Annotated in this window: 13 protein-coding genes and 4 pseudogenes; 11 read left to right on the top strand and 6 right to left on the bottom strand. The window is 41.3% G+C overall.

Features of this window, described 5'->3' with window-relative positions; translation table 11 throughout:
- Position 1 precedes the first annotated feature (1 nt).
- Positions 2-799: a response regulator gene (locus KA717_22925; protein ID UXE58848.1), complete on the top strand. Its 798-nt coding sequence runs from the start codon at positions 2-4 to the stop codon at positions 797-799.
- A 32-nt stretch (positions 800-831) separates the two neighbouring features.
- On the opposite strand, the gene KA717_22930 is transcribed toward KA717_22925, so the two are convergent.
- On the bottom strand, positions 832-1,911 hold the full coding sequence (locus KA717_22930; GenBank protein UXE58849.1) for an IS1 family transposase: 1,080 nt from the start codon (positions 1,909-1,911) through the stop codon (positions 832-834).
- Between the two features lie 124 nt (positions 1,912-2,035).
- Between KA717_22930 and KA717_22935 the strand changes: the two genes are divergently transcribed.
- The 3 genes and pseudogenes from KA717_22935 to KA717_22945 all read left to right on the top strand — a co-directional run bounded on the left by KA717_22935 (position 2,036) and on the right by KA717_22945 (position 5,277).
- Positions 2,036-2,383 (top strand): ATP-binding protein, encoded by a 348-nt coding sequence (locus KA717_22935; protein ID UXE58850.1) that lies wholly within the window; start codon positions 2,036-2,038, stop codon positions 2,381-2,383.
- A 360-nt stretch (positions 2,384-2,743) separates the two neighbouring features.
- A pseudogene (locus tag KA717_22940) lies at positions 2,744-4,025 on the top strand (ISKra4 family transposase).
- Positions 4,026-4,060: 35 nt separating this feature from the next.
- Positions 4,061-5,277, top strand: a pseudogene (locus KA717_22945) (IS5 family transposase).
- Between the two features lie 155 nt (positions 5,278-5,432).
- On the opposite strand, the gene KA717_22950 reads toward KA717_22945, so the two are convergent.
- A complete protein-coding gene (locus KA717_22950; protein UXE58851.1) occupies positions 5,433-5,726 on the bottom strand; it encodes a hypothetical protein in 294 nt (97 codons plus the stop codon).
- Between the two features lie 123 nt (positions 5,727-5,849).
- Here KA717_22950 and KA717_22955 point away from each other — a divergent pair.
- From KA717_22955 to KA717_22970, 4 genes and pseudogenes are all read left to right on the top strand, one after another.
- A pseudogene (locus tag KA717_22955) lies at positions 5,850-7,188 on the top strand (ISKra4 family transposase).
- A 21-nt stretch (positions 7,189-7,209) separates the two neighbouring features.
- Positions 7,210-8,142 (top strand): annotated as a pseudogene (locus KA717_22960) (transposase).
- 87 nt (positions 8,143-8,229) lie between these two features.
- Entirely contained in the window at positions 8,230-8,976 is a 747-nt protein-coding gene (locus KA717_22965) for a transposase (protein UXE58852.1), read from the top strand.
- Positions 8,977-8,987: 11 nt separating this feature from the next.
- Positions 8,988-10,142 (top strand): ISL3 family transposase, encoded by a 1,155-nt coding sequence (locus tag KA717_22970; protein ID UXE58853.1) that lies wholly within the window; start codon positions 8,988-8,990, stop codon positions 10,140-10,142.
- A 741-nt stretch (positions 10,143-10,883) separates the two neighbouring features.
- Here the strand turns inward: KA717_22970 and KA717_22975 are convergent.
- A complete protein-coding gene (locus tag KA717_22975) occupies positions 10,884-11,033 on the bottom strand; it encodes a hypothetical protein (protein ID UXE64935.1) in 150 nt (49 codons plus the stop codon).
- 255 nt (positions 11,034-11,288) lie between these two features.
- Entirely contained in the window at positions 11,289-12,737 is a 1,449-nt protein-coding gene (locus KA717_22980; protein ID UXE58854.1) for a bifunctional orotidine-5'-phosphate decarboxylase/orotate phosphoribosyltransferase, read from the bottom strand.
- A gap of 143 nt (positions 12,738-12,880) precedes the next feature.
- On the opposite strand from KA717_22980, the gene KA717_22985 reads away from it, so the two are divergent.
- Complete coding sequence (locus KA717_22985) at positions 12,881-13,987, top strand: FecR family protein (protein UXE58855.1); 1,107 nt, start codon at positions 12,881-12,883, stop codon at positions 13,985-13,987.
- Between the two features lie 91 nt (positions 13,988-14,078).
- On the opposite strand, the gene KA717_22990 is transcribed toward KA717_22985, so the two are convergent.
- Both KA717_22990 and KA717_22995 read right to left on the bottom strand, forming a co-directional pair.
- The gene (locus KA717_22990; protein UXE58856.1) at positions 14,079-14,507 is read right to left on the bottom strand and encodes a hypothetical protein; all 429 of its coding nucleotides are present in this window, start codon (positions 14,505-14,507) and stop codon (positions 14,079-14,081) included.
- Positions 14,508-14,593: 86 nt separating this feature from the next.
- Positions 14,594-15,796: a GNAT family N-acetyltransferase gene (locus KA717_22995; GenBank protein ID UXE58857.1), complete on the bottom strand. Its 1,203-nt coding sequence runs from the start codon at positions 15,794-15,796 to the stop codon at positions 14,594-14,596.
- A 191-nt stretch (positions 15,797-15,987) separates the two neighbouring features.
- On the opposite strand from KA717_22995, the gene KA717_23000 reads away from it, so the two are divergent.
- Complete coding sequence (locus tag KA717_23000) at positions 15,988-16,899, top strand: carotenoid biosynthesis protein (protein UXE58858.1); 912 nt, start codon at positions 15,988-15,990, stop codon at positions 16,897-16,899.
- A gap of 5 nt (positions 16,900-16,904) precedes the next feature.
- Entirely contained in the window at positions 16,905-18,083 is a 1,179-nt protein-coding gene (locus KA717_23005; protein ID UXE58859.1) for a glycosyltransferase, read from the top strand.
- Positions 18,084-18,085 lie beyond the last annotated feature (2 nt).

The following is an 18,085-nucleotide window of genomic DNA, read 5'->3' on the forward strand; positions in this document are numbered from 1 at the left end:
AATGAATCAAACTAAACTCTTGGTCATTGACGATCAGCTCGATAATTTTGATGTGGTGGAAGCCTTATTAGCAAGTGAAAATTATCAACTATTTTATGCTTCTAGCGGCACAAAAGCTTTCTCTTTACTGGAAAGTATGAGTCCCGATCTGATTTTGCTAGATGTCATGATGCCAGAGATGGATGGTTTACAAATTTGCTCTCGTCTCAAAGCCGATCTTCAATATCAACATATTCCTATCATTATGGTAACGGCTCTTACCTCTAAGGCCGATTTAGCCCGTTGTTTAGAACAGGGAGCCGATGATTTTATTAGTAAACCCTTAGACAGTTTGGAGTTACGGGCAAGGGTTCGTTCATTGCTGCGAATTAAACAACAACATGACAAATTAAAGGACTTGTTAGCCCTACGGGAAGAAGCACTAACTTTACGGGAAGATATGTCTAATATGATTATTCATGATCTCCGTAATCCTTTATCAACCATTATCCTGGCAGCAGGAATTATCAAAAGAAATATTAATCAAACCGATAAAACAGAGACCATTCTCCACAAAATAGAGCAAATTCTAGATGCTAGTCAGCGTCTGCAAAAGATGATCGATAGTTTGTTGTTTATGGCCAAACTTGAAGCAGGCAAAATACTATTTAATCCCATTAAGACAGATTTATATCAGTTGGGAGTAACGATTATGGCAGATTTTGAATTAATTGCGATCGCCCATCATATTAAGCTATACAGTGAACTGCCCCCCCAAGGACAAACAATCTCAGTTGATGCCGGCACTGGTATCGTCTAGCTAGAAGCTATAAACGTTGCAATACAAGAGGTTCAACAAATCAGGCGAATTTGGAGTAAGTCCTCCCAAGTTAACCCTTTTTGAATTATACCGAGAGCTACCGCAGGAACTTTTTTCGTCGTAAAATGGCTGCGAACAAAGTTATGAACCATCCAGAAAATATCTAGCACTCGCTGTAATCCCACAACAGATTTAGCATAAGTATTTGTTCGACGACGAAAGGCGGCTAAATAGCGTCGTAGAGAACTATTAAATGCCTCAACGTGGTTGGCATGAACATCCTTGTCTTCTGGTTTTTCTGTTGTCTCAGGATGTTCAGTTTTCGGAGTTTCTACTTTCTCTAGTTTACCCTCAGAATCTCGACGTTTACTACTCTTATTTTTTAATCTTACCACCATACCCTTCGGTAATACTTTGGTGGGACGACCTCGCTTCCCAGTCCTTAATACTTCGTGACAAATATTAAATAGCAGTTGACTATATCGCTTTTCTCCATCTGTAAATAACTGGAGAGATTCTGCACTCCTTTCAAATAATTCCGCTACCGTCATCATTGCTTCTAGAAATAATTTCTGCTCTTTTTTACCACATTTTAAATGCCAAATAAAGCGGCTAGCCCTGTCCATGAGCACGATTGTCCACCCCTCAGAGGCACTTGCTTCTTTATTTTTTCCAACTTTTGTGTATAGTTCATCCCCTTCTATTACTAATTTAACAAATTCATTCACTAAGGCGTATAAAAATAATGTCTCTTGTAATCCTGATAATTTCTTTTCCCAATTCAATATTGTTGTTTTTGCGTAGCCGAATACTCGGGCTGCTGCATTTAATCCTATTCCTTCCATTCTGGCTTTTAATACTTTTACAATTTCACTTAATGGGGTTTCTAAGCCAGCGATTACGCTACCATAAGTCTCAGCAAAACAAGAACCACATTCTTGACAGATGAACATTTTACGTTCCCCGTTACCTTTCGTTTGGTAATGAGAATGTATTTTTACTTTTTCACTATAGCAATGAGGGCAGTTTTTCTGAAATAAGGCTTCCTCTTTCTCTTGAGGTAAGCCAATATCACTTAGGAGGTCAATTGAGCTTTTATTCAATGTTGACATTGCTTTCCGTTTTCCCTTTCTTTAATATAATGACAATAATAATAGTATAACAAAAACGGGAATATGTCCAGTCGTAAGTTATTTTCTATTTTCTCAAACTCTTACACCATAACTTTTTCTAGCTTTGATCACACGATACCAGTACCTTGATGCCACTATTTTACGGCGAATTATTGATAATCTTATCTCTAATGCCCTTAAATTTGCCCCAGCTAATAGCCAAGTATTATTAAGTCTAGAGTGTTTACCAGAGGATCGAGTCAGAGTTCGAGTGACAGATACGGGGCCGGGGATTGATGAAAATAGACGAAAACAGATTTTTGAAAAATTTGAAATTGGGACATTGAAGAATAATATCTCTCAAATTGGTTTAGGTTTAGCCTTTTGCAAAATGGCCGTTGAAGCCCAGGGAGGAAGCCTAAAAATTTCAGACAATTTCCCTCAAGGTTCCATTTTTACAGTGGAAATTTAGTAAAAATTTAGCAGGAACTTACCTCAAACCTAGATAGGGCTTGCTGAAAAAAGCTGAAACCTTTACGGAGAAAAATAGTAGGCGAATTAAGAACCGCTAGAATGCACGAAAATAGGGTAGAATGCCTCAAAACCATTGCATTAAGAAGAGAGAAAGCAGATGTACCGAAAGCAACAGTACTCAATTGAAACACCAGAAAACTTGAAAAATCTGTTCGGCGGGCAGTTAGACGAAGAAAATCGTTGGATAGAAATGTCAAAAATGATTCTTTGGGAAGAATATGAGGGGGTGTGACCTTTAGTTGATGAAGGAAAAGAAAAGTGTTAACATGAGATGAAAAGTGACAAAGAGGAAACAATGATGACAGCAAAACTAATTAATGTAGAGGGTTCAAAGATAAAAATAGAACTAACATTAGAACTCAGTCGTTCAATGTTGGATACAGAAATAAATATTCAAAAAGGCTTAAACGAAGTAGGTTGCATCGCCAGCAAAGAAGCCTTGAAATATTTAGATACAGATGGTTCACCCTTAAAAATCGGTGAAGAAATCTGGAAGAGTAAGGGAGAGCAACCGAAAGAATATCAAACACCTTATGGTGAGGTTATAGTGAATCGTCATGTATATCAGCGTTCACCTTTGAGGAAAAACGTATTGCCCCTTAGAAAGAGAAGCAAGGATAATCATAACATCAACGCCATTATTGACAAAACAGGTATCCTCAAAAATGTCAGGGATGGCAGGCAAAGAGGTGAAAAATGATTTATTAGAAAATCATGGTAGAAAAGTAGCGCTATCCTATATCCAAAGATTGAGTGAAGCAGTAGGAAGTGTGGTACAGGCAAAAGAAGAAGCGTGGAGTTATGCCCCGCCCAAGGAGGATAGCCAAATTGCAACAGTGGGAATAGGATTAGATGGAACCTGTATGCTGATGTGTGAGGATGGCTACCGTGAAGCAATGGTGGGAACCGTTTCCCTATACGATAGTGAAGGCGAACGTCAACATACAATCTATCTAGGTGCGGCACCAGAGTATGGAAAAAAGAGTTTTCTAGAAAGATTAGAAAGAGAAATTGAGCGAGCGAAAAACCGTTATCCAGAGGCAACATTGGTCGGGATAGCAGACGGGGCAGAATCAAATTGGAAGTTTTTAGAAAAGCAAACGGAAGAACAGATATTAGATTTCTATCATGCCTCTGGTTACTTAGGTGCCTTGGCAGAAGCGTTGCATCCGAATACCGTGTCAAAACAAAAAGAATGGTTGACTGAAAATTGTCGAGAACTCAAGCATGAAAAAGGAAAAGCAGGAGAACTGCTAAATCTGATGAAAGAAGTCAAAGAAGAAAAAAGTCATTCTAAGAATCTTACCGAGAAACTACAAGCGGCGATTACTTATTACGAGAATCATCAGCATCAAATGGATTATGCTGAATACATAGAGAAAAAGTATCCGATTGGTTCAGGTGTTACGGAAGCAGCTTGTAAGACGTTGGTCAAACAACGATTATGTTGTTCAGGGATGCGATGGAAGGAAAAAGGAGCAGGAATTATTTTGAGCCTACGAGCTTTGGTATTGACCAAGGAACGATGGAGTCAATTTTGGGCAAAACTTGATCAATATGGGTTCCCTGTAGAACCCTGATTACAACAGCTTTTATCAACTAAAGGTCGCACCCATATGAGGAAGAATATGCAAAAAACTTCACAGAAAAAAAAGGAGCCCCAGCCAAATCATTTAGAATGGCATTAGGAGCATTAATTATCAAAGAAATTTCAGGAAAAAGTGACAGAGAAACAGTAGAACAAATAAAAGAGAACCCTTATTTACAGTACTTTATAGGAATGGAAAGCTATAGTAGCAAAGAAGCATTTAATGCGTCAATGATGGTTCATTTTCGTAAAAAAATAGGAATGGAATTAATAAATAAAATTAATAAAGAAATAGAAAAAAAAGCGACGGGTGTAGCGTCAGAAAAAAAGAAAATGAAGGAAAGTTATTGTTAGATGCGACTTGTACACCAGCAGATATAAAATATCCAACGGATATAGGAATATTGAATGATGCCAGAGAAAAAACAGAAAAAATAATAGATAAGCTGTATGAAGAAATAAAAGAGAAAAGGAAAGAAAAGCCGAGGACTTATAGGGAAGTGGCAAGAAAAGAGTACTTAGCCATAGCAAAAAAACGTCGTGTGTCAAAAAAAGAAAGAAGAAAAGGAACAAAAAAACAACTAGGATATATAAAAAGAAACTTGTCTGATATAGAAAAAATGATAGAAGAGGGAGCAAAGTTAGAAAAACTAACGAAAAAAGAGCAAGAAGAGCTTGTAACGATAGGAAAAGTGTATGAGCAACAGTTAGAAATGTATGAAAAAAAGACAAATAAAGTAGAAAACAGAATTGTGAGTGTAAGCCAACCTCACGTGCGTCCAATAGTGCGTGGAAAAGCGGGAAAAGCAGTAGAGTTTGGAGCTAAAATATCGGCAAGTAATGTGAATGGCTTTGTCTTCTTAGACAAATTAAGTTGGGATAATTACAACGAATCGGGAGATTTACAAGCGCGAATAGAAGAATATAAAAGGGAAACAGGATGTTATCCGGAATCGGTTCATGTGGATAAAATCTATCGAACAAAAGCGAATCGAGCTTATTGTAAAGAAAGGGATATAAGAATGAGTGGTCCCCGATTGGGAAGACCGCCGAAAGAGGTGAGCAAAGAAAAAAAGAAAGAGGCACGCTCAGATGAAAGAGTGCGTAATGCCATTGAGGGTAAATTCGGACAGGGAAAGAGGAAATTTAGTCTTGGTCGAGTGATGGCCAAACTACCTGAGACCTCGGAAACGGTAATTGCGATGAACTTTTTGGTAATGAATCTTTCTACTCTACTTCAGAAGACAAAAAGTAAAAAGTTGTAGAGTCGTTTTTCTTGTGAAAAATGGTGTTAATTTTCCTCTCTTTTGTGAGGAGTGATTTGTGTTGACCTTTTTAGACAGAAAGGAACAATAGATTAAACAAAATCTGTATTTTGATTTGTTTCCATAAGGATAAGTTATCTATGCTTTTTCAGTCCATACTTCCCTAACCCACATTTCTTTCGTTTTTTGACTTTTTCAGCAAGCCCTAGATATTTATGACTTTGCAAACTTAATCGCCATTGAGGATGCTGCAAAATATAGTTAACAATCAATGCTTGACTTTCAGGACAATTCCATTCTGGTTGCAGATATTGTAACGCCGTTGACGGAATACAGAGAGCCTGTTGTTCTGCCCAACTAAAATCAGCAGTATTGCTAATAACAACCTTTAGTTCATTAACTTTTTCATAAATACTCAACTTGGGCAATTTATAGGTTTTAGGAGAGAATGCAGGGCGAACGCATCTTATTTTTGAAGGGTGTGACCTTTAGTTGATGAAGGAAAAGAAAAGTGTTAACATGGGATGAAAAGTGACAAAGAGGAAACAATGATGACAGCAAAACTAATTAATGTAGAGGGTTCAAAGATAAAAATAGAACTAACATTAGAACTCAGTCGTTCAATGTTGGATACAGAAATAAATATTCAAAAAGGCTTAAACGAAGTAGGTTGCATCGCCAGCAAAGAAGCCTTGAAATATTTAGATACAGATGGTTCACCCTTAAAAATCGGTGAAGAAATCTGGAAGAGTAAGGGAGAGCAACCGAAAGAATATCAAACACCTTATGGTGAGGTTATAGTGAATCGTCATGTATATCAGCGTTCACCTTTGAGGAAAAACGTATTGCCCCTTAGAAAGAGAAGCAAGGATAATCATAACATCAACGCCATTATTGGCAAAACAGGTATCCTCAAAAATGTCAGGGATGGCAGGCAAAGAGGTGAAAAATGATTTATTAGAAAATCATGGTAGAAAAGTAGCGCTATCCTATATCCAAAGATTGAGTGAAGCAGTAGGAAGTGTGGTACAGGCAAAAGAAGAAGCGTGGAGTTATGCCCCGCCCAAGGAGGATAGCCAAATTGCAACAGTGGGAATAGGATTAGATGGAACCTGTATGCTGATGTGTGAGGATGGCTACCGTGAAGCAATGGTGGGAACCGTTTCCCTATACGATAGTGAAGGCGAACGTCAACATACAATCTATCTAGGTGCGGCACCAGAGTATGGAAAAAAGAGTTTTCTAGAAAGATTAGAAAGAGAAATTGAGCGAGCGAAAAACCGTTATCCAGAGGCAACATTGGTCGGGATAGCAGACGGGGCAGAATCAAATTGGAAGTTTTTAGAAAAGCAAACGGAAGAACAGATATTAGATTTCTATCATGCCTCTGGTTACTTAGGTGCCTTGGCAGAAGCGTTGCATCCGAATACCGTGTCAAAACAAAAAGAATGGTTGACTGAAAATTGTCGAGAACTCAAGCATGAAAAAGGAAAAGCAGGAGAACTGCTAAATCTGATGAAAGAAGTCAAAGAAGAAAAAAGTCATTCTAAGAATCTTACCGAGAAACTACAAGCGGCGATTACTTATTACGAGAATCATCAGCATCAAATGGATTATGCTGAATACATAGAGAAAAAGTATCCGATTGGTTCAGGTGTTACGGAAGCAGCTTGTAAGACGTTGGTCAAACAACGATTATGTTGTTCAGGGATGCGATGGAAGGAAAAAGGAGCAGGAATTATTTTGAGCCTACGAGCTTTGGTATTGACCAAGGAACGATGGAGTCAATTTTGGGCAAAACTTGATCAATATGGGTTCCCTGTCTTACATCTTGCAGCAGAACAAAAGAACGACTGGCGGAAAGGGTCAAGAAAGTGGAAAAAGGAGTAGAAGTGAAAAAACAGCAAAACAATGGAAACCATTCTTATACAAGCCCAGACCCTAGTTTATACATTGCTAGGTTTGATGCCGACCTCCTATCAACGCGATAGTTTGCAGGCAATGTTGGGGCTATTCCTAGAAGCTCAAGGTCATCCTCTACCCCAACATAGTCAAACAAAATCACCCTCGGCCTTAAGCCGATTTTTGAATCAGTATGATTGGGGTACTCGCCAAATTATCCGAGCAGTGCGAAAAGCAATTCTCAAAGAACTACTTACCTATGCTCCAAGAGGAAGACGACCTTGGTTGCAGGTGATTGTGGACTTAACGACACTGGAGAAATGCGGAAAATTTAAGGCTTTTGAGCATTTAATTCATGTTCTTCACGGGAAGAGGGGTTTACATCTTTTGGTGATTTATCTGGTGATAGGAGAATTTCGAGTCCCCTGGGGATTTCGAGTTTGGAGAGGTAAAGAAACAAGAAGTCCCGCTCAACTCGCGGTGCGATTAGTGGATAGCCTACCTAAAGAACTCCTGAGTGCTTTTCGGGTTGTCATTTTAGCCGATACCGCCTTTAGTAGTGTGCAATTCCTTCAAGCGATGAAAAAACGCCGTCTTGCGGTTATCGTCGGTGTGCGTTGTGACCGTAAATTAGCTGATGGTCGTCAGCTTCGTGATTTGCTCAAAAAAGGACAACAGGTCACTCTTGATGGATTATCTTTCCCTGTTACTATCTCTTGGTTCTACCTCAAACGTAACGGCAAACTCGAAAAACGCTTCGTCTTATCGACTCGTCCTCTTAAGTCCAGTACCATTATCTGGTGGGGACGGCGAAGATGGAGTATTGAGGGCTTTTTCAAGACCGTAAAACATCGTTTTGGTTTACATCGTTTTGGTCAACAAACTCTTCTGGGGGTTTATCGCTGGTTGCTTCTTTCGATGATTAGTTTTCTTCTTGCCCATTAGACATCTCCATAATACTATAAAATCGACAAATATGCTATAATCATAGAAATTTAGACAGGAGTAACTATGCCTGAATACATCTATATGTGGGCTTATATTCAAAAACAGCCTCAAGAAACAAAGAGGTTGTTAGGAATAGAGTACCCAAAATTATTAGAGCTTATAACCTATGGCAAATTACTTAAAAAAGAATTTGAAGAAAGCAAAACCACACTGATTAAAGCAGGTGGTGGAAATAAACCGAAATTATCAGAGGAGGAGCAAATAGTTTTAATGCTAGTTTACTTAAGGCATTATCCGACCTTTCAGCTACTAGGAATAATGTTTGAAATAAGTGAATCGTCTGCCCATAATATATTCAATTATTGGCAGTCACTATTCGGAGAAAATTTACCAGCAAGTCTATTTGAACAACTAAAAAAGTTGCCAGAAGAAATAGAAAAAGTTAAAGAGGAGCTAATCCAACATGAACTAATAGTGGATGCGACAGAACAACCAGTAGAAAGACCTTTAGGGCAGGAGGCACAAAAACCATACTACTCAGGTAAACAAAAAAGGCATACCTCAAAAAGCCAAATAATCATTTGCCCAAAAATCAAGGAGATTGTGGATGTTGTGATAGGAGAAATAGGTTCAAAGAGCGATGTACAAATATTACGTCAAAGATTGGCTAAATTCCATCAAGAACAAGGCTTTCTAGGTGATAAAGCCTACGAGGGAGAATTCCAATTAACAACACCAAAAAAGAAACCAAAGGGGCGAGAATTAAGCAAAGAAGAAAGGTTCTTCTGGCTTTGCGGTAGAAGATGTATAATAAGATACACTATATGAGGATGGCATCAATGTTATTTTTTCTAGAAAATCTGGTAGATTTGCCAAAGGTAAACATAAGAAATGTGATTCAAGAGGGAAAACAAGCGTTTTTAATACTGAGTTGTCAAGAGGAAGAAGTCAAATGTAATTATTGTGGTAGCTTAACGGATGAATTACATCAGACGAACAGTGTATTAGTAAGGGACTTGTCTATCTCTGGTCAAATGGTATATCTGAAAGTCCCTCGTCGTAAATTTTACTGTAAAGATTGTCAAAGGTTTTTTACAGAAAATCTAGAATTTATGGAAGCCCGTAGGAAATACACAGTGAGGTATGAAGAATATATTTATGGACGAGTAAATGTGAGCAGTGTGGAACAAGTAGGTAGAGAGGAATCTCTATCATGGGATCAAGTGAATGGAATTTACCAACGTCAATGTGAAGCTAAAAAAAAAGATTGGCAAGGAGTAAAACACCTCGGGATGGATGAAATAGCGAAACGAAAAGGTCATCAGAATTTTGTAACAGTGTTAGGAGATATAGAGAAAGGAGAATTAATAGAAGTGATAGATAGTCATCAACAAGATAAAATCATCGAAGTGCTGATGGAGAAAGAATTAGAGGTGAGGGAAGGAGTAGAACAAGTGAGTGTAGATATGTGGGGAGGATTTCCTAAAGTAATAGAAAAAGTATTTCCGAATGCAGTAATTGTAACAGATAGATTTCATGTAATGAAGGCGTTGAATGAAGAATTGAATAAAATCCGTAAACAGACAAAATTGAATGTAAAAATCAAGGGAGAAAAGTGGCTATTATTAAAAAATAAAAAAGACCTAAAAGAGGAAGAGTTAGAAAAACTAGAATTGGTGTTAAAGCAATCTGCTCGTTTGCGTAAAGCGTATGAATATAAAGAGTCATTTAGAGAGATATATGAAAAAGTAAATGATAAGGAAGAAGGAAGATTAAAATTTACAGAATGGTTAGAGAATGCAAAGAGCATTTATACAGATGTAATTAGCACAATTCGTAGGAATTTGGACTCTATTTGTAACTACTTTTTGAGTCGAACGACGAATGGGGCAATGGAAGGCATCAATAATCGTCTTAAACTAATCAAGCGTCAAGCTTATGGATTTATGAACTTTGATAATATGCGAAATCGTTTTTTAGCTTGCTTTTCATGATAAGCTTTAATTATCACTCTTTGTTCAGGAGAACCAGAAGAAAAAGAAAGAAATAGTTGGTTATCGTCTCGACGAGTAGTGGTTGAACATATGATTCGATTGCTCAAAGTATTCAAAGTGATGCAAGAAAAATTTAGACTAAGAAAGGGAAGATATAAGTCATTAATCTCAACAGTATGTGGATTGGTGAGACTAAGGATAAATGCGCTGATATTAAGCATTATAAAATGTAGCGAATCAGGGCAGGTAATTGAGGTAAAGATGAGTCATTGTTTTTTGCCAGAATTGAATTTGGAGGTCTGAAAGCCCTGTAAACTCGTCTATGTACCAAGAAGTCTACTGAGTCTAGATTTAGCTACACTGCTTGCTAGACTAGGCTTTCCAGTTTTTGGAGATGTCTATTGGGTTTATCTTTCTACTGACTCCTCTAAACCACCTGATTGGGGTCAAGCTTCTGCTTCTGCTCTTCAGACACTTTTTCCTGATGTTGCTCTTTGTTCCCTTTTTTCTCAAGTCGAGCGATTACGTCCACTTTTGCAATCTTTTGGACTCCAACTTCAGTTAGTTGCTGTCACAACTTAGAACATGAGTTTTGGTGCAAGATGTAAGCTGTAGAACCCTGATTACAACAGCTTTTATCAACTAAAGGTCGCACCCTTTTTGAAAGGTAGGCTGGATAAGGGCTTCCGAGATCATGATTGATTTTTTATGAAACGCTGAAAGTCTTATCAGATAAGGAGTCTAGAATTTAGATGCGTTTGCCCTGGAGAATGTGACATCACAACCCGCCAGGCGAATAAAAAACGCATTGGTGCCAGCCCAAGCTCCCTCCCCTTGAAGAGAATGAAACGTTTCGGCGATCAGGTAAGTTTGAACTTGAGTAACAACCATTGTTTTAAAAGGTTCTTATTTCAACGAAATTTAAGTAATTGAATCTCAATATAAACCAGATTTGGAAACCAAAATATAGCAGAGCATAGATTCCTCAAGACCGTAGAAAAGCCTCAAAAAAAGTTTAACCCCCAGTCTCCCCATCTCCCAGTCTCCCAGTCTCCCAGTCTCCCCAGTCTCCCCCATCTCCCCAGTCTCCCAGTCCCCCCATCTCCCAGTCCCCCCATCTCCCAGTCCCCCTCATCTCCCCATCCCCTACTGATCAGCATGACTCAAATGCTCATATTGCTTCTCCGTAATCCGACCCGCTTCATAAAGAGTTTGCGTAATTTCAGAAATCCCTAACACCGAATAGGCATTATAGCCCTTGGTTTTTAATTTATCTTTAACCCCCTTCTCATGATCAATAAAAACGACAATATCTTCCACTGCTAAACCTGCCGATTGTAACTTTTCTGCTCCCTCGATCGCACTCTTGCCCGAAATCAAAATATCATCCACCACCACCACCTTTTCCCCCTGATGATAATTGCCCTCAATCAAACGACGAGTTCCATGAGCCTTTACCTCTTTGCGTGGATAAATCATCGGATAATGAAGTAATAACGATAAACCTGTCGCTGTCGGTAGTGAACCGTAGGGGATTCCAGCAATCCGATCAAAGGTCAGGGTCGTTAAAACGTCTGCATAGGCATGAAGCACCTGATGAAAAATTTGGGGGTTAGAAATAATTCGTCGCAGATCAATATAGTAGGAAAAAGTAGCACCCGATGCTTGTACATAATCCCCAAAAAGCAAACAACCAATATCAAATAATTGCAAAATTAAATCTTGATGAGGATGGGGATTCAGAAAACAAAGATCTGGTGTCCACAGTTCACAATGGGATTGATTGCTAATCACCTGTTGGCGAAGATTATTAATCTGAAGATTGAGAGCTTGAATTTTCTCACTGAGTTGGGAGGATTGAAAATAATCCTGAGGAACTGGTACAAGTAGTCCATCCCCGTTGGTCGTCAATCCCGATCGCAATAAACTCTCTAGATCACTGCCTTCTTCCCAAATACTCCGCAGCAGGATAGTTCGCTCTGGAGCCGCTAACCGAATTTGTTGGATCACCTCAGCTTGAGTGGTTCCGACTTCCAGATAAAGTTGTTCGGGCGTTCCCCAGGTCTGCATTTCCTTGACCACCTGCAAATAAAAGGGATTATCCGAGCTAGGAAAATTTTGTAAGGCCGTGGCCCCAGGGTTAGAGGTGTGACAGAGAATAAATATCCCCTTGTCAGGATAGACCAAAAAGGGCGCGCTCTGATCCTGACCGGCGTAGGGATTGAGGGTAATGGCATCCACCCGCCAATCTTCAAAAGCGGTCTTGGCCAAAACAGTACTCGTATTTAAGTCCCCGTGCTTGGCATCTAGAATAATGACCATTTCAGGAGGAATACGCCGGAGAATTCTGCTCAACAAATCCATTCCCGCCGCCCCCAAGGCCGTATAAAATCCGAGGGTCGGTTTGTAGGCACAGACTTGGCCGTTGGTTTGTTCGATGATGGAACCTAACCAGCTTTCCAGTCGGTCTATTAGGGGGACATCTAGATCTTCTATGTCTCCCTCTGGCATCATCTCTGGATTGGGATCTAGGGCAACGACCAATAAACTGCGATTAAGGGCGATCGCCTCGTTCAGTTTGTGAAAAAAATTCATGATGAAAAGTCACAAAACTCGAAAGTCAAGATAATAATTATCTTAAGTCAGTCTTGACCACCCGAAAATTTGATTCTCCTGTCCTCGAATTTCGCTATCATTAACGACAACTTTGCAAGTTAAGTAACATTGAATTTAACGATATGAAAATTTATAACCTGACTCCAGCCATTATTTTAGGAATTTTGGGTGCGACCTTGACCCTAACTCCCTCGGCCAAGTCCCAGCCGGCTTGTCCCCCCCCCGCCAATGCCCGTGAAGCCCGTGAAATAAGCTGTGCAGAAGTCTATAGTGCTACCCCAGAGCGAGTCAAACTCAATCTAGGTGGCCGACAATTACCCGTTAACACCTCATCGGAAGAAAAAATTGGAACTTTTGCTAATTTTGCACCCACCCAGACCCTTTTACGGAAAGACCTTAGCGACAAGGATGCTTTTAATGTGCTGACAACGGCCAATTATGCCAGGGCCGATCTACAACTCAGTGATGGTTCCCTGGTTTGGACAAAACCGGATAGTCAGATCGCCCTCAGTTCCGGCAATTCCTGTGGTGTGAATAATCTCTATGAATCCTTGCCGGGCCAACCGTCTCCGATTCTTTGTTTGCGCTCTGGATCAATTTTGGTGATTTCCCCCTCTAACCAATCTAAGGTATCTGTTGTCACCAATGAAGGTATTGTCTTTACACCTGGAACAATTTATTTAGTCAATCGAGATCTAGCCCAACAACGAACGGATATTTTTGTCTTTAGTGGTGGTGGTTCAACCCGAATGTTACTCAATAGTAATGTGGCTTGTGTTGATCCCGTACAAGCTGCAACCTTTGAAGGAACGAGCGTTGCGCCCCTAGGAAAAGAATGCCGTTTCCGTGCTAGTGGGGGTCAATATGTTTCCGTGACGAAGAATGAATTATCTTTACCTAAATCCTTTGACTTACCGGCTTGGGTTGCTACTGATCCTTTCTTTGCTCCCTTAAGGGCTAATACGGGTTTACAGCTGGACGGTTTGGCTATTCAAACAGAAGATGCGTTCCAACCCCCCATTGCTACGCCCACGATCGCTGCTTCTCAACCGATTTTTGCAGAAACGGTGGGATTGCAAACAACGGACTGTCCGGTAATAGCCAAGGAAGATTCCTTTGGGGGGGCAACGGCTGAGGCCAATTTCCTCAATCCGCCTATGCCAGCAAGGAAACAATCGGCTCCAGTTATTCCCCGACCGCCCATCCAACCGATTCGAGGGATGTGGTAACTTCTCTCAACTGCTCAGGGTTTAAAATGGCGATCGCTGGCTGTCTCATCTTCAGAATTAAAAACGGCGATCGCTTTTTGGCAAGTACCCATTAATATTTGCGAACTTTGCCCGTAAAACCCCTGGCTCTAAATTGCTCTAACTGTAAAGGAGTCGGTTGATTGGCAGGGACACTAATACGAATTTCAAATTCACTATTGCCAGGGGGAATTTCAGCGATGGAACCCACACGGGTACGATTCTGCATAGCCGGTTCATTATTGGCATCATAAATACGGCCAAATACATCTGCATCATAGACTGTTTTTCCTGTCTTATTGTTAGCAATGCCCGTGACTAAAAAACAATTGGCTGGATCATTAGAGCCACTGGTCACACTTCCCTCGGCGATTTCAGGGGGACAGTCTCGATAGTTAACTTGCGTTAAAGGAATTTCACTTAAGGCTAAAACCGGAGCCGCGATCGCTCCCCCCAGTAAGGACAATAGACCGATTAAAAAAATTGTAAATAGAGTTCTCATAGTTTGCTTTTTTGGACGGGTAGAGAGACAGGAATTGCCTCCAAAGAGTGAGTAACTATTAACTGGATAGCCAAATCTTAACCGATTTAAGTGTGATGGCCATTTTCTGGAATCTCTTCTGGTTGAGGTTTAACAACCTTAGACTCATCGGATTCTAGGGAATTTTGGAACCAAGAGATGCGGCTGGGAATGGGGGTACGGGGCACGGGTTGTAATCCCTGCAAAACTTCCGATAGTTGGATTCTTTCCGGCTTAGTTTCCTTGAGTTTGTGCCAAACCGAACGGGACATCAGTAGAGTATGTTCGACTCGCTCTGCCCCCAATTGCTCCAAATATTCTTCTCGCTCATGCTGATAGTCGGCTGAAATCAGTTCTAAGGGGTGGGGGGGTAAACCCTGAACTAAATTGGCCATCTGGAATAATAACTTGGGATAGAGCCAGGTATAGGCTGGATGAACGGTTAACTCAGCTTGGTGAGCACGACAACCATCCTGGGAAAGAGTCAATTTAAAATAGGCGATCGCCGCTTTGCGTTGAGGTTCAAAGACATAACCACTAAAAACACTGCGCTGATGGAGCCAATTTTGAAAACGATCCGCCAGGGCAGTTAAAAAACGCGATTTAAAATCCTGGGTATGACGGTCAAACACCTGCCGCATCAAAGGAGGCATGGAAACACAATCCAACTGATAGAGCAACTGGGCATCCGCATTACTGACGGGGAGAAGATTGGGTAAATCGGGGTTATTTTTAGCTAATTCTTGTAATAACTCAGGGGACAACGACCAATAGGTCATCTGGGCTAGGGGTTGAAATCCATTTTGGCGATAGAGAGCTAGAACATTTTTATCTTGAATATTGACTTCTAACAGCCAGGTTCGGGCTTCCCAAATCGTTTGAAAACAGTAACGCAATAGTTGGGAACCAATCCCCTTGGGATCGGTAACGAGTTCAGGCTGAATAGCAGATTGCTCGACTAAGACTCGCTCAACTCGCCAGGTGCTACGACTTTTATTAAAAGGAGCAATTTGAACAAAACCCCGCAAATGATTGAGGTTATCCTGTTCTGCCACAAAACCGGAAAAGAAATGCTGAAAGGGATTGGGAAAATAACTTAAGAACTTGAGCAGTCCGTACCATGACCGAGCGCGTTCTAGCTGTTCCGACAGCAGCAAATCTGATGTTCCTGTTTCTGTCTCAGTGGTCGCGGCTAAACGGGCAATCCCTTCCAGATCGCGATACTGTACCGAGCGGATCAAAAGTGGGGGAGCGTCAGTTGCAGTGGTCATGGTGGTTAGGGGAAATTGCCTACGGTTTCTATATTAATGTTTTTCTTAATATTTTTTCAGGCATTGATGAGACGAGGCTTAGTAAACGGCTTTTAGCCAAGATTTTTTCCTGAGTTCTGATCATTTTTCGTAAAGATTTGTAAACTATAGACTGACTCTCTTTACATGATGGTGATTTTTGTAAGCACTGAATGGATAAACTAATGCGTATTGAACGTTTGCTCCTGATAAGTCACATTGCATCAATGGCTTTTGGATTAGCGGGCCTGCTCTGGGTCTTGCCTAACCCTGATTTTATTCTTAATTTACCGGACTTTGGCCAGACTGCCTTTCGTTGGTCAATGGCCGGCGGTGGGGTGGTTTATATGTTGTTAGGGATGGGAGCCGTGTCAACCTATGCCTATCGTCGTTTAGGGGCTTGGCATACCTTCAGTTTTATGGCGGCTGCGATCGCCGTTTCCTTGAGTAGTGAGTTACTGGGAACTAGCACCGGTTTTCCCTTTGGCCATTACCGTTACCTATCGGGCCTAGGTTACAAAATTGCCGGTTTAGTGCCTTTTACCATTCCTCTCTCCTGGTTTTACCTTGGTTTTAGTGCCTATTTGATTGTACGCATGGGCTTAAAACAAACCCTGTTAGCGACCTGGCTGCAAGAATTTGGGGCGATCGCCTTTGGCTCACTGTTGCTGATGTCCTGGGACTTTGTACTCGATCCAGCCATGAGTCAAACCGCAGTCCCCTTTTGGATCTGGGAGCAAGCTGGAGCCTTTTTTGGAATGCCCTATCAAAATTTTGCCGGTTGGTTTGGTACAGGAACCGTCTTTATGACCCTGGCCACCCTGCTTTGGCGAGTCAAGCCCCTGAACTTATCGGAAGAACAACCTGGCTTACCCTTGGCTATTTATCTGAGTAATTTTGCCTTTGCCACCCTGATGAGTATGGGAGCCGCCATCTATCCCCCCATTATTCTCGGTTTAATCCTGGGTGTATTGCCAGCCCTTTTCTTTTACCGTCTGGCCCGCCCTGAATCTCGTTCCATTGCCGTAGAACGCTTGCAAGCCGTGATTGAGCGAGACAAAACTGATTTAGCTGCTGTTAAGTAGGAAAAGTGACTGAATTCCTGGCTTTTGTCTGCTTTTTACTATTGCTCTTGCAAATTCCGGCAACGCTAATTTTGCTGTCTCGTCTGCTCAAAGGGGCCGTTCGTCGGCCTCCCCTACTACCTGACCAACCCACTCCCGAAATGCTAGGTGCGGTCAGTATTGTGGTTCCGACCCTCAATGAAGTGGATCGCCTTACTCCCTGTCTCACGGGATTACAACGACAAACGGGGGAAGTTCGGGAAATTTTAATCGTTGATAGTCATTCCCATGATGGCACCAGAGAACGGGTGACAGAGGCGATCAAAGTAGATCCGCGTTTCCAGTTATTGACCGATGATCCCTTACCCTTGGGATGGGTCGGTCGTCCCTGGGCTTTGAATTATGGTTTTCGTCATAGTTCCTCTGCCAGTGATTGGATTTTAGGCATTGATGCTGATACCCAGCCCCAGCCAGGATTGGTTGCCAGTTTGCTCAAGGCTGCTGATCAAGAGGGTTATGATCTGCTCTCTCTTGCACCCCAATTTATTTTGGAATCCCCAGGGGAATGGTGGCTGCAACCGGCTTTATTAATGACATTGCTATACCGTTTTGATTCGGCGGGAGTTCGCAATCAAGCACCGACCAGGGTGATGGCCAATGGCCAATGTTTTCTCTGTCGTCGTACGGTTTTAGCCGCCTTGGATGGCTATCAAGTGGCCGCCCGTTCCTTTTGCGATGATGTCACCCTAGCTCGTTATGCCGCTCAACAGGGTTACAAAGTCGGATTTTTGGATGGGGCCAAGGTTATTCGCGTGCGAATGTATGCAGGAATGGCGGAATTGTGGCGGGAATGGGGGCGATCCCTGGATCTTAAGGATGCCACGTCTCGAACAGAACTTTGGGGAGATTTAGCCCTATTAACCCTAGTGCAAGGTTTACCCCTATGGCTTTTGGGAATGTTAGGTCTGGCTTGGCTCTTAGGTAATCATTTTTTAACCCTACAAGCAGCGATCGCCGTCAATGGGGTTTTAGTTTTGATTCGTTTCGCCCTTTTATTCGCCGTTTATCCTTCCTATTACCGAGAGCAACAATCTTTAGCAGCCCTCTGTTTTTGGTTATCTCCCCTAGCCGACGTGATCGCTGTGATACGGATTTTTTTGTCAGCCTCTCAGCAACCGAAACAATGGCGAGGCAGACAATATTAAGC

Origin of the sequence: Woronichinia naegeliana WA131, from assembly GCA_025370055.1 — a bacterium.
In the GTDB taxonomy this organism is placed as follows: domain Bacteria; phylum Cyanobacteriota; class Cyanobacteriia; order Cyanobacteriales; family Microcystaceae; genus Woronichinia; species Woronichinia naegeliana.

Excerpts from the sequence above, each read along its gene's own strand:
- KA717_22975 (UXE64935.1), bottom strand. The coding sequence starts at position 11,033 with ATGGTTGTTACTCAAGTTCAAACTTACCTGATCGCCGAAACGTTTCAT.
- KA717_22985 (UXE58855.1), top strand. The coding sequence starts at position 12,881 with ATGAAAATTTATAACCTGACTCCAGCCATTATTTTAGGAATTTTGGGT.
- KA717_22965 (UXE58852.1), top strand. The coding sequence starts at position 8,230 with ATGTGGGCTTATATTCAAAAACAGCCTCAAGAAACAAAGAGGTTGTTA.
- KA717_23000 (UXE58858.1), top strand. The coding sequence starts at position 15,988 with ATGGATAAACTAATGCGTATTGAACGTTTGCTCCTGATAAGTCACATT.
- KA717_22930 (UXE58849.1), bottom strand. The coding sequence starts at position 1,911 with ATGTCAACATTGAATAAAAGCTCAATTGACCTCCTAAGTGATATTGGC.
- KA717_22990 (UXE58856.1), bottom strand. The coding sequence starts at position 14,507 with ATGAGAACTCTATTTACAATTTTTTTAATCGGTCTATTGTCCTTACTG.
- KA717_22925 (UXE58848.1), top strand. The coding sequence starts at position 2 with ATGAATCAAACTAAACTCTTGGTCATTGACGATCAGCTCGATAATTTT.
- KA717_22970 (UXE58853.1), top strand. The coding sequence starts at position 8,988 with ATGTTATTTTTTCTAGAAAATCTGGTAGATTTGCCAAAGGTAAACATA.
- KA717_22980 (UXE58854.1), bottom strand. The coding sequence starts at position 12,737 with ATGAATTTTTTTCACAAACTGAACGAGGCGATCGCCCTTAATCGCAGT.
- KA717_22995 (UXE58857.1), bottom strand. The coding sequence starts at position 15,796 with ATGACCACTGCAACTGACGCTCCCCCACTTTTGATCCGCTCGGTACAG.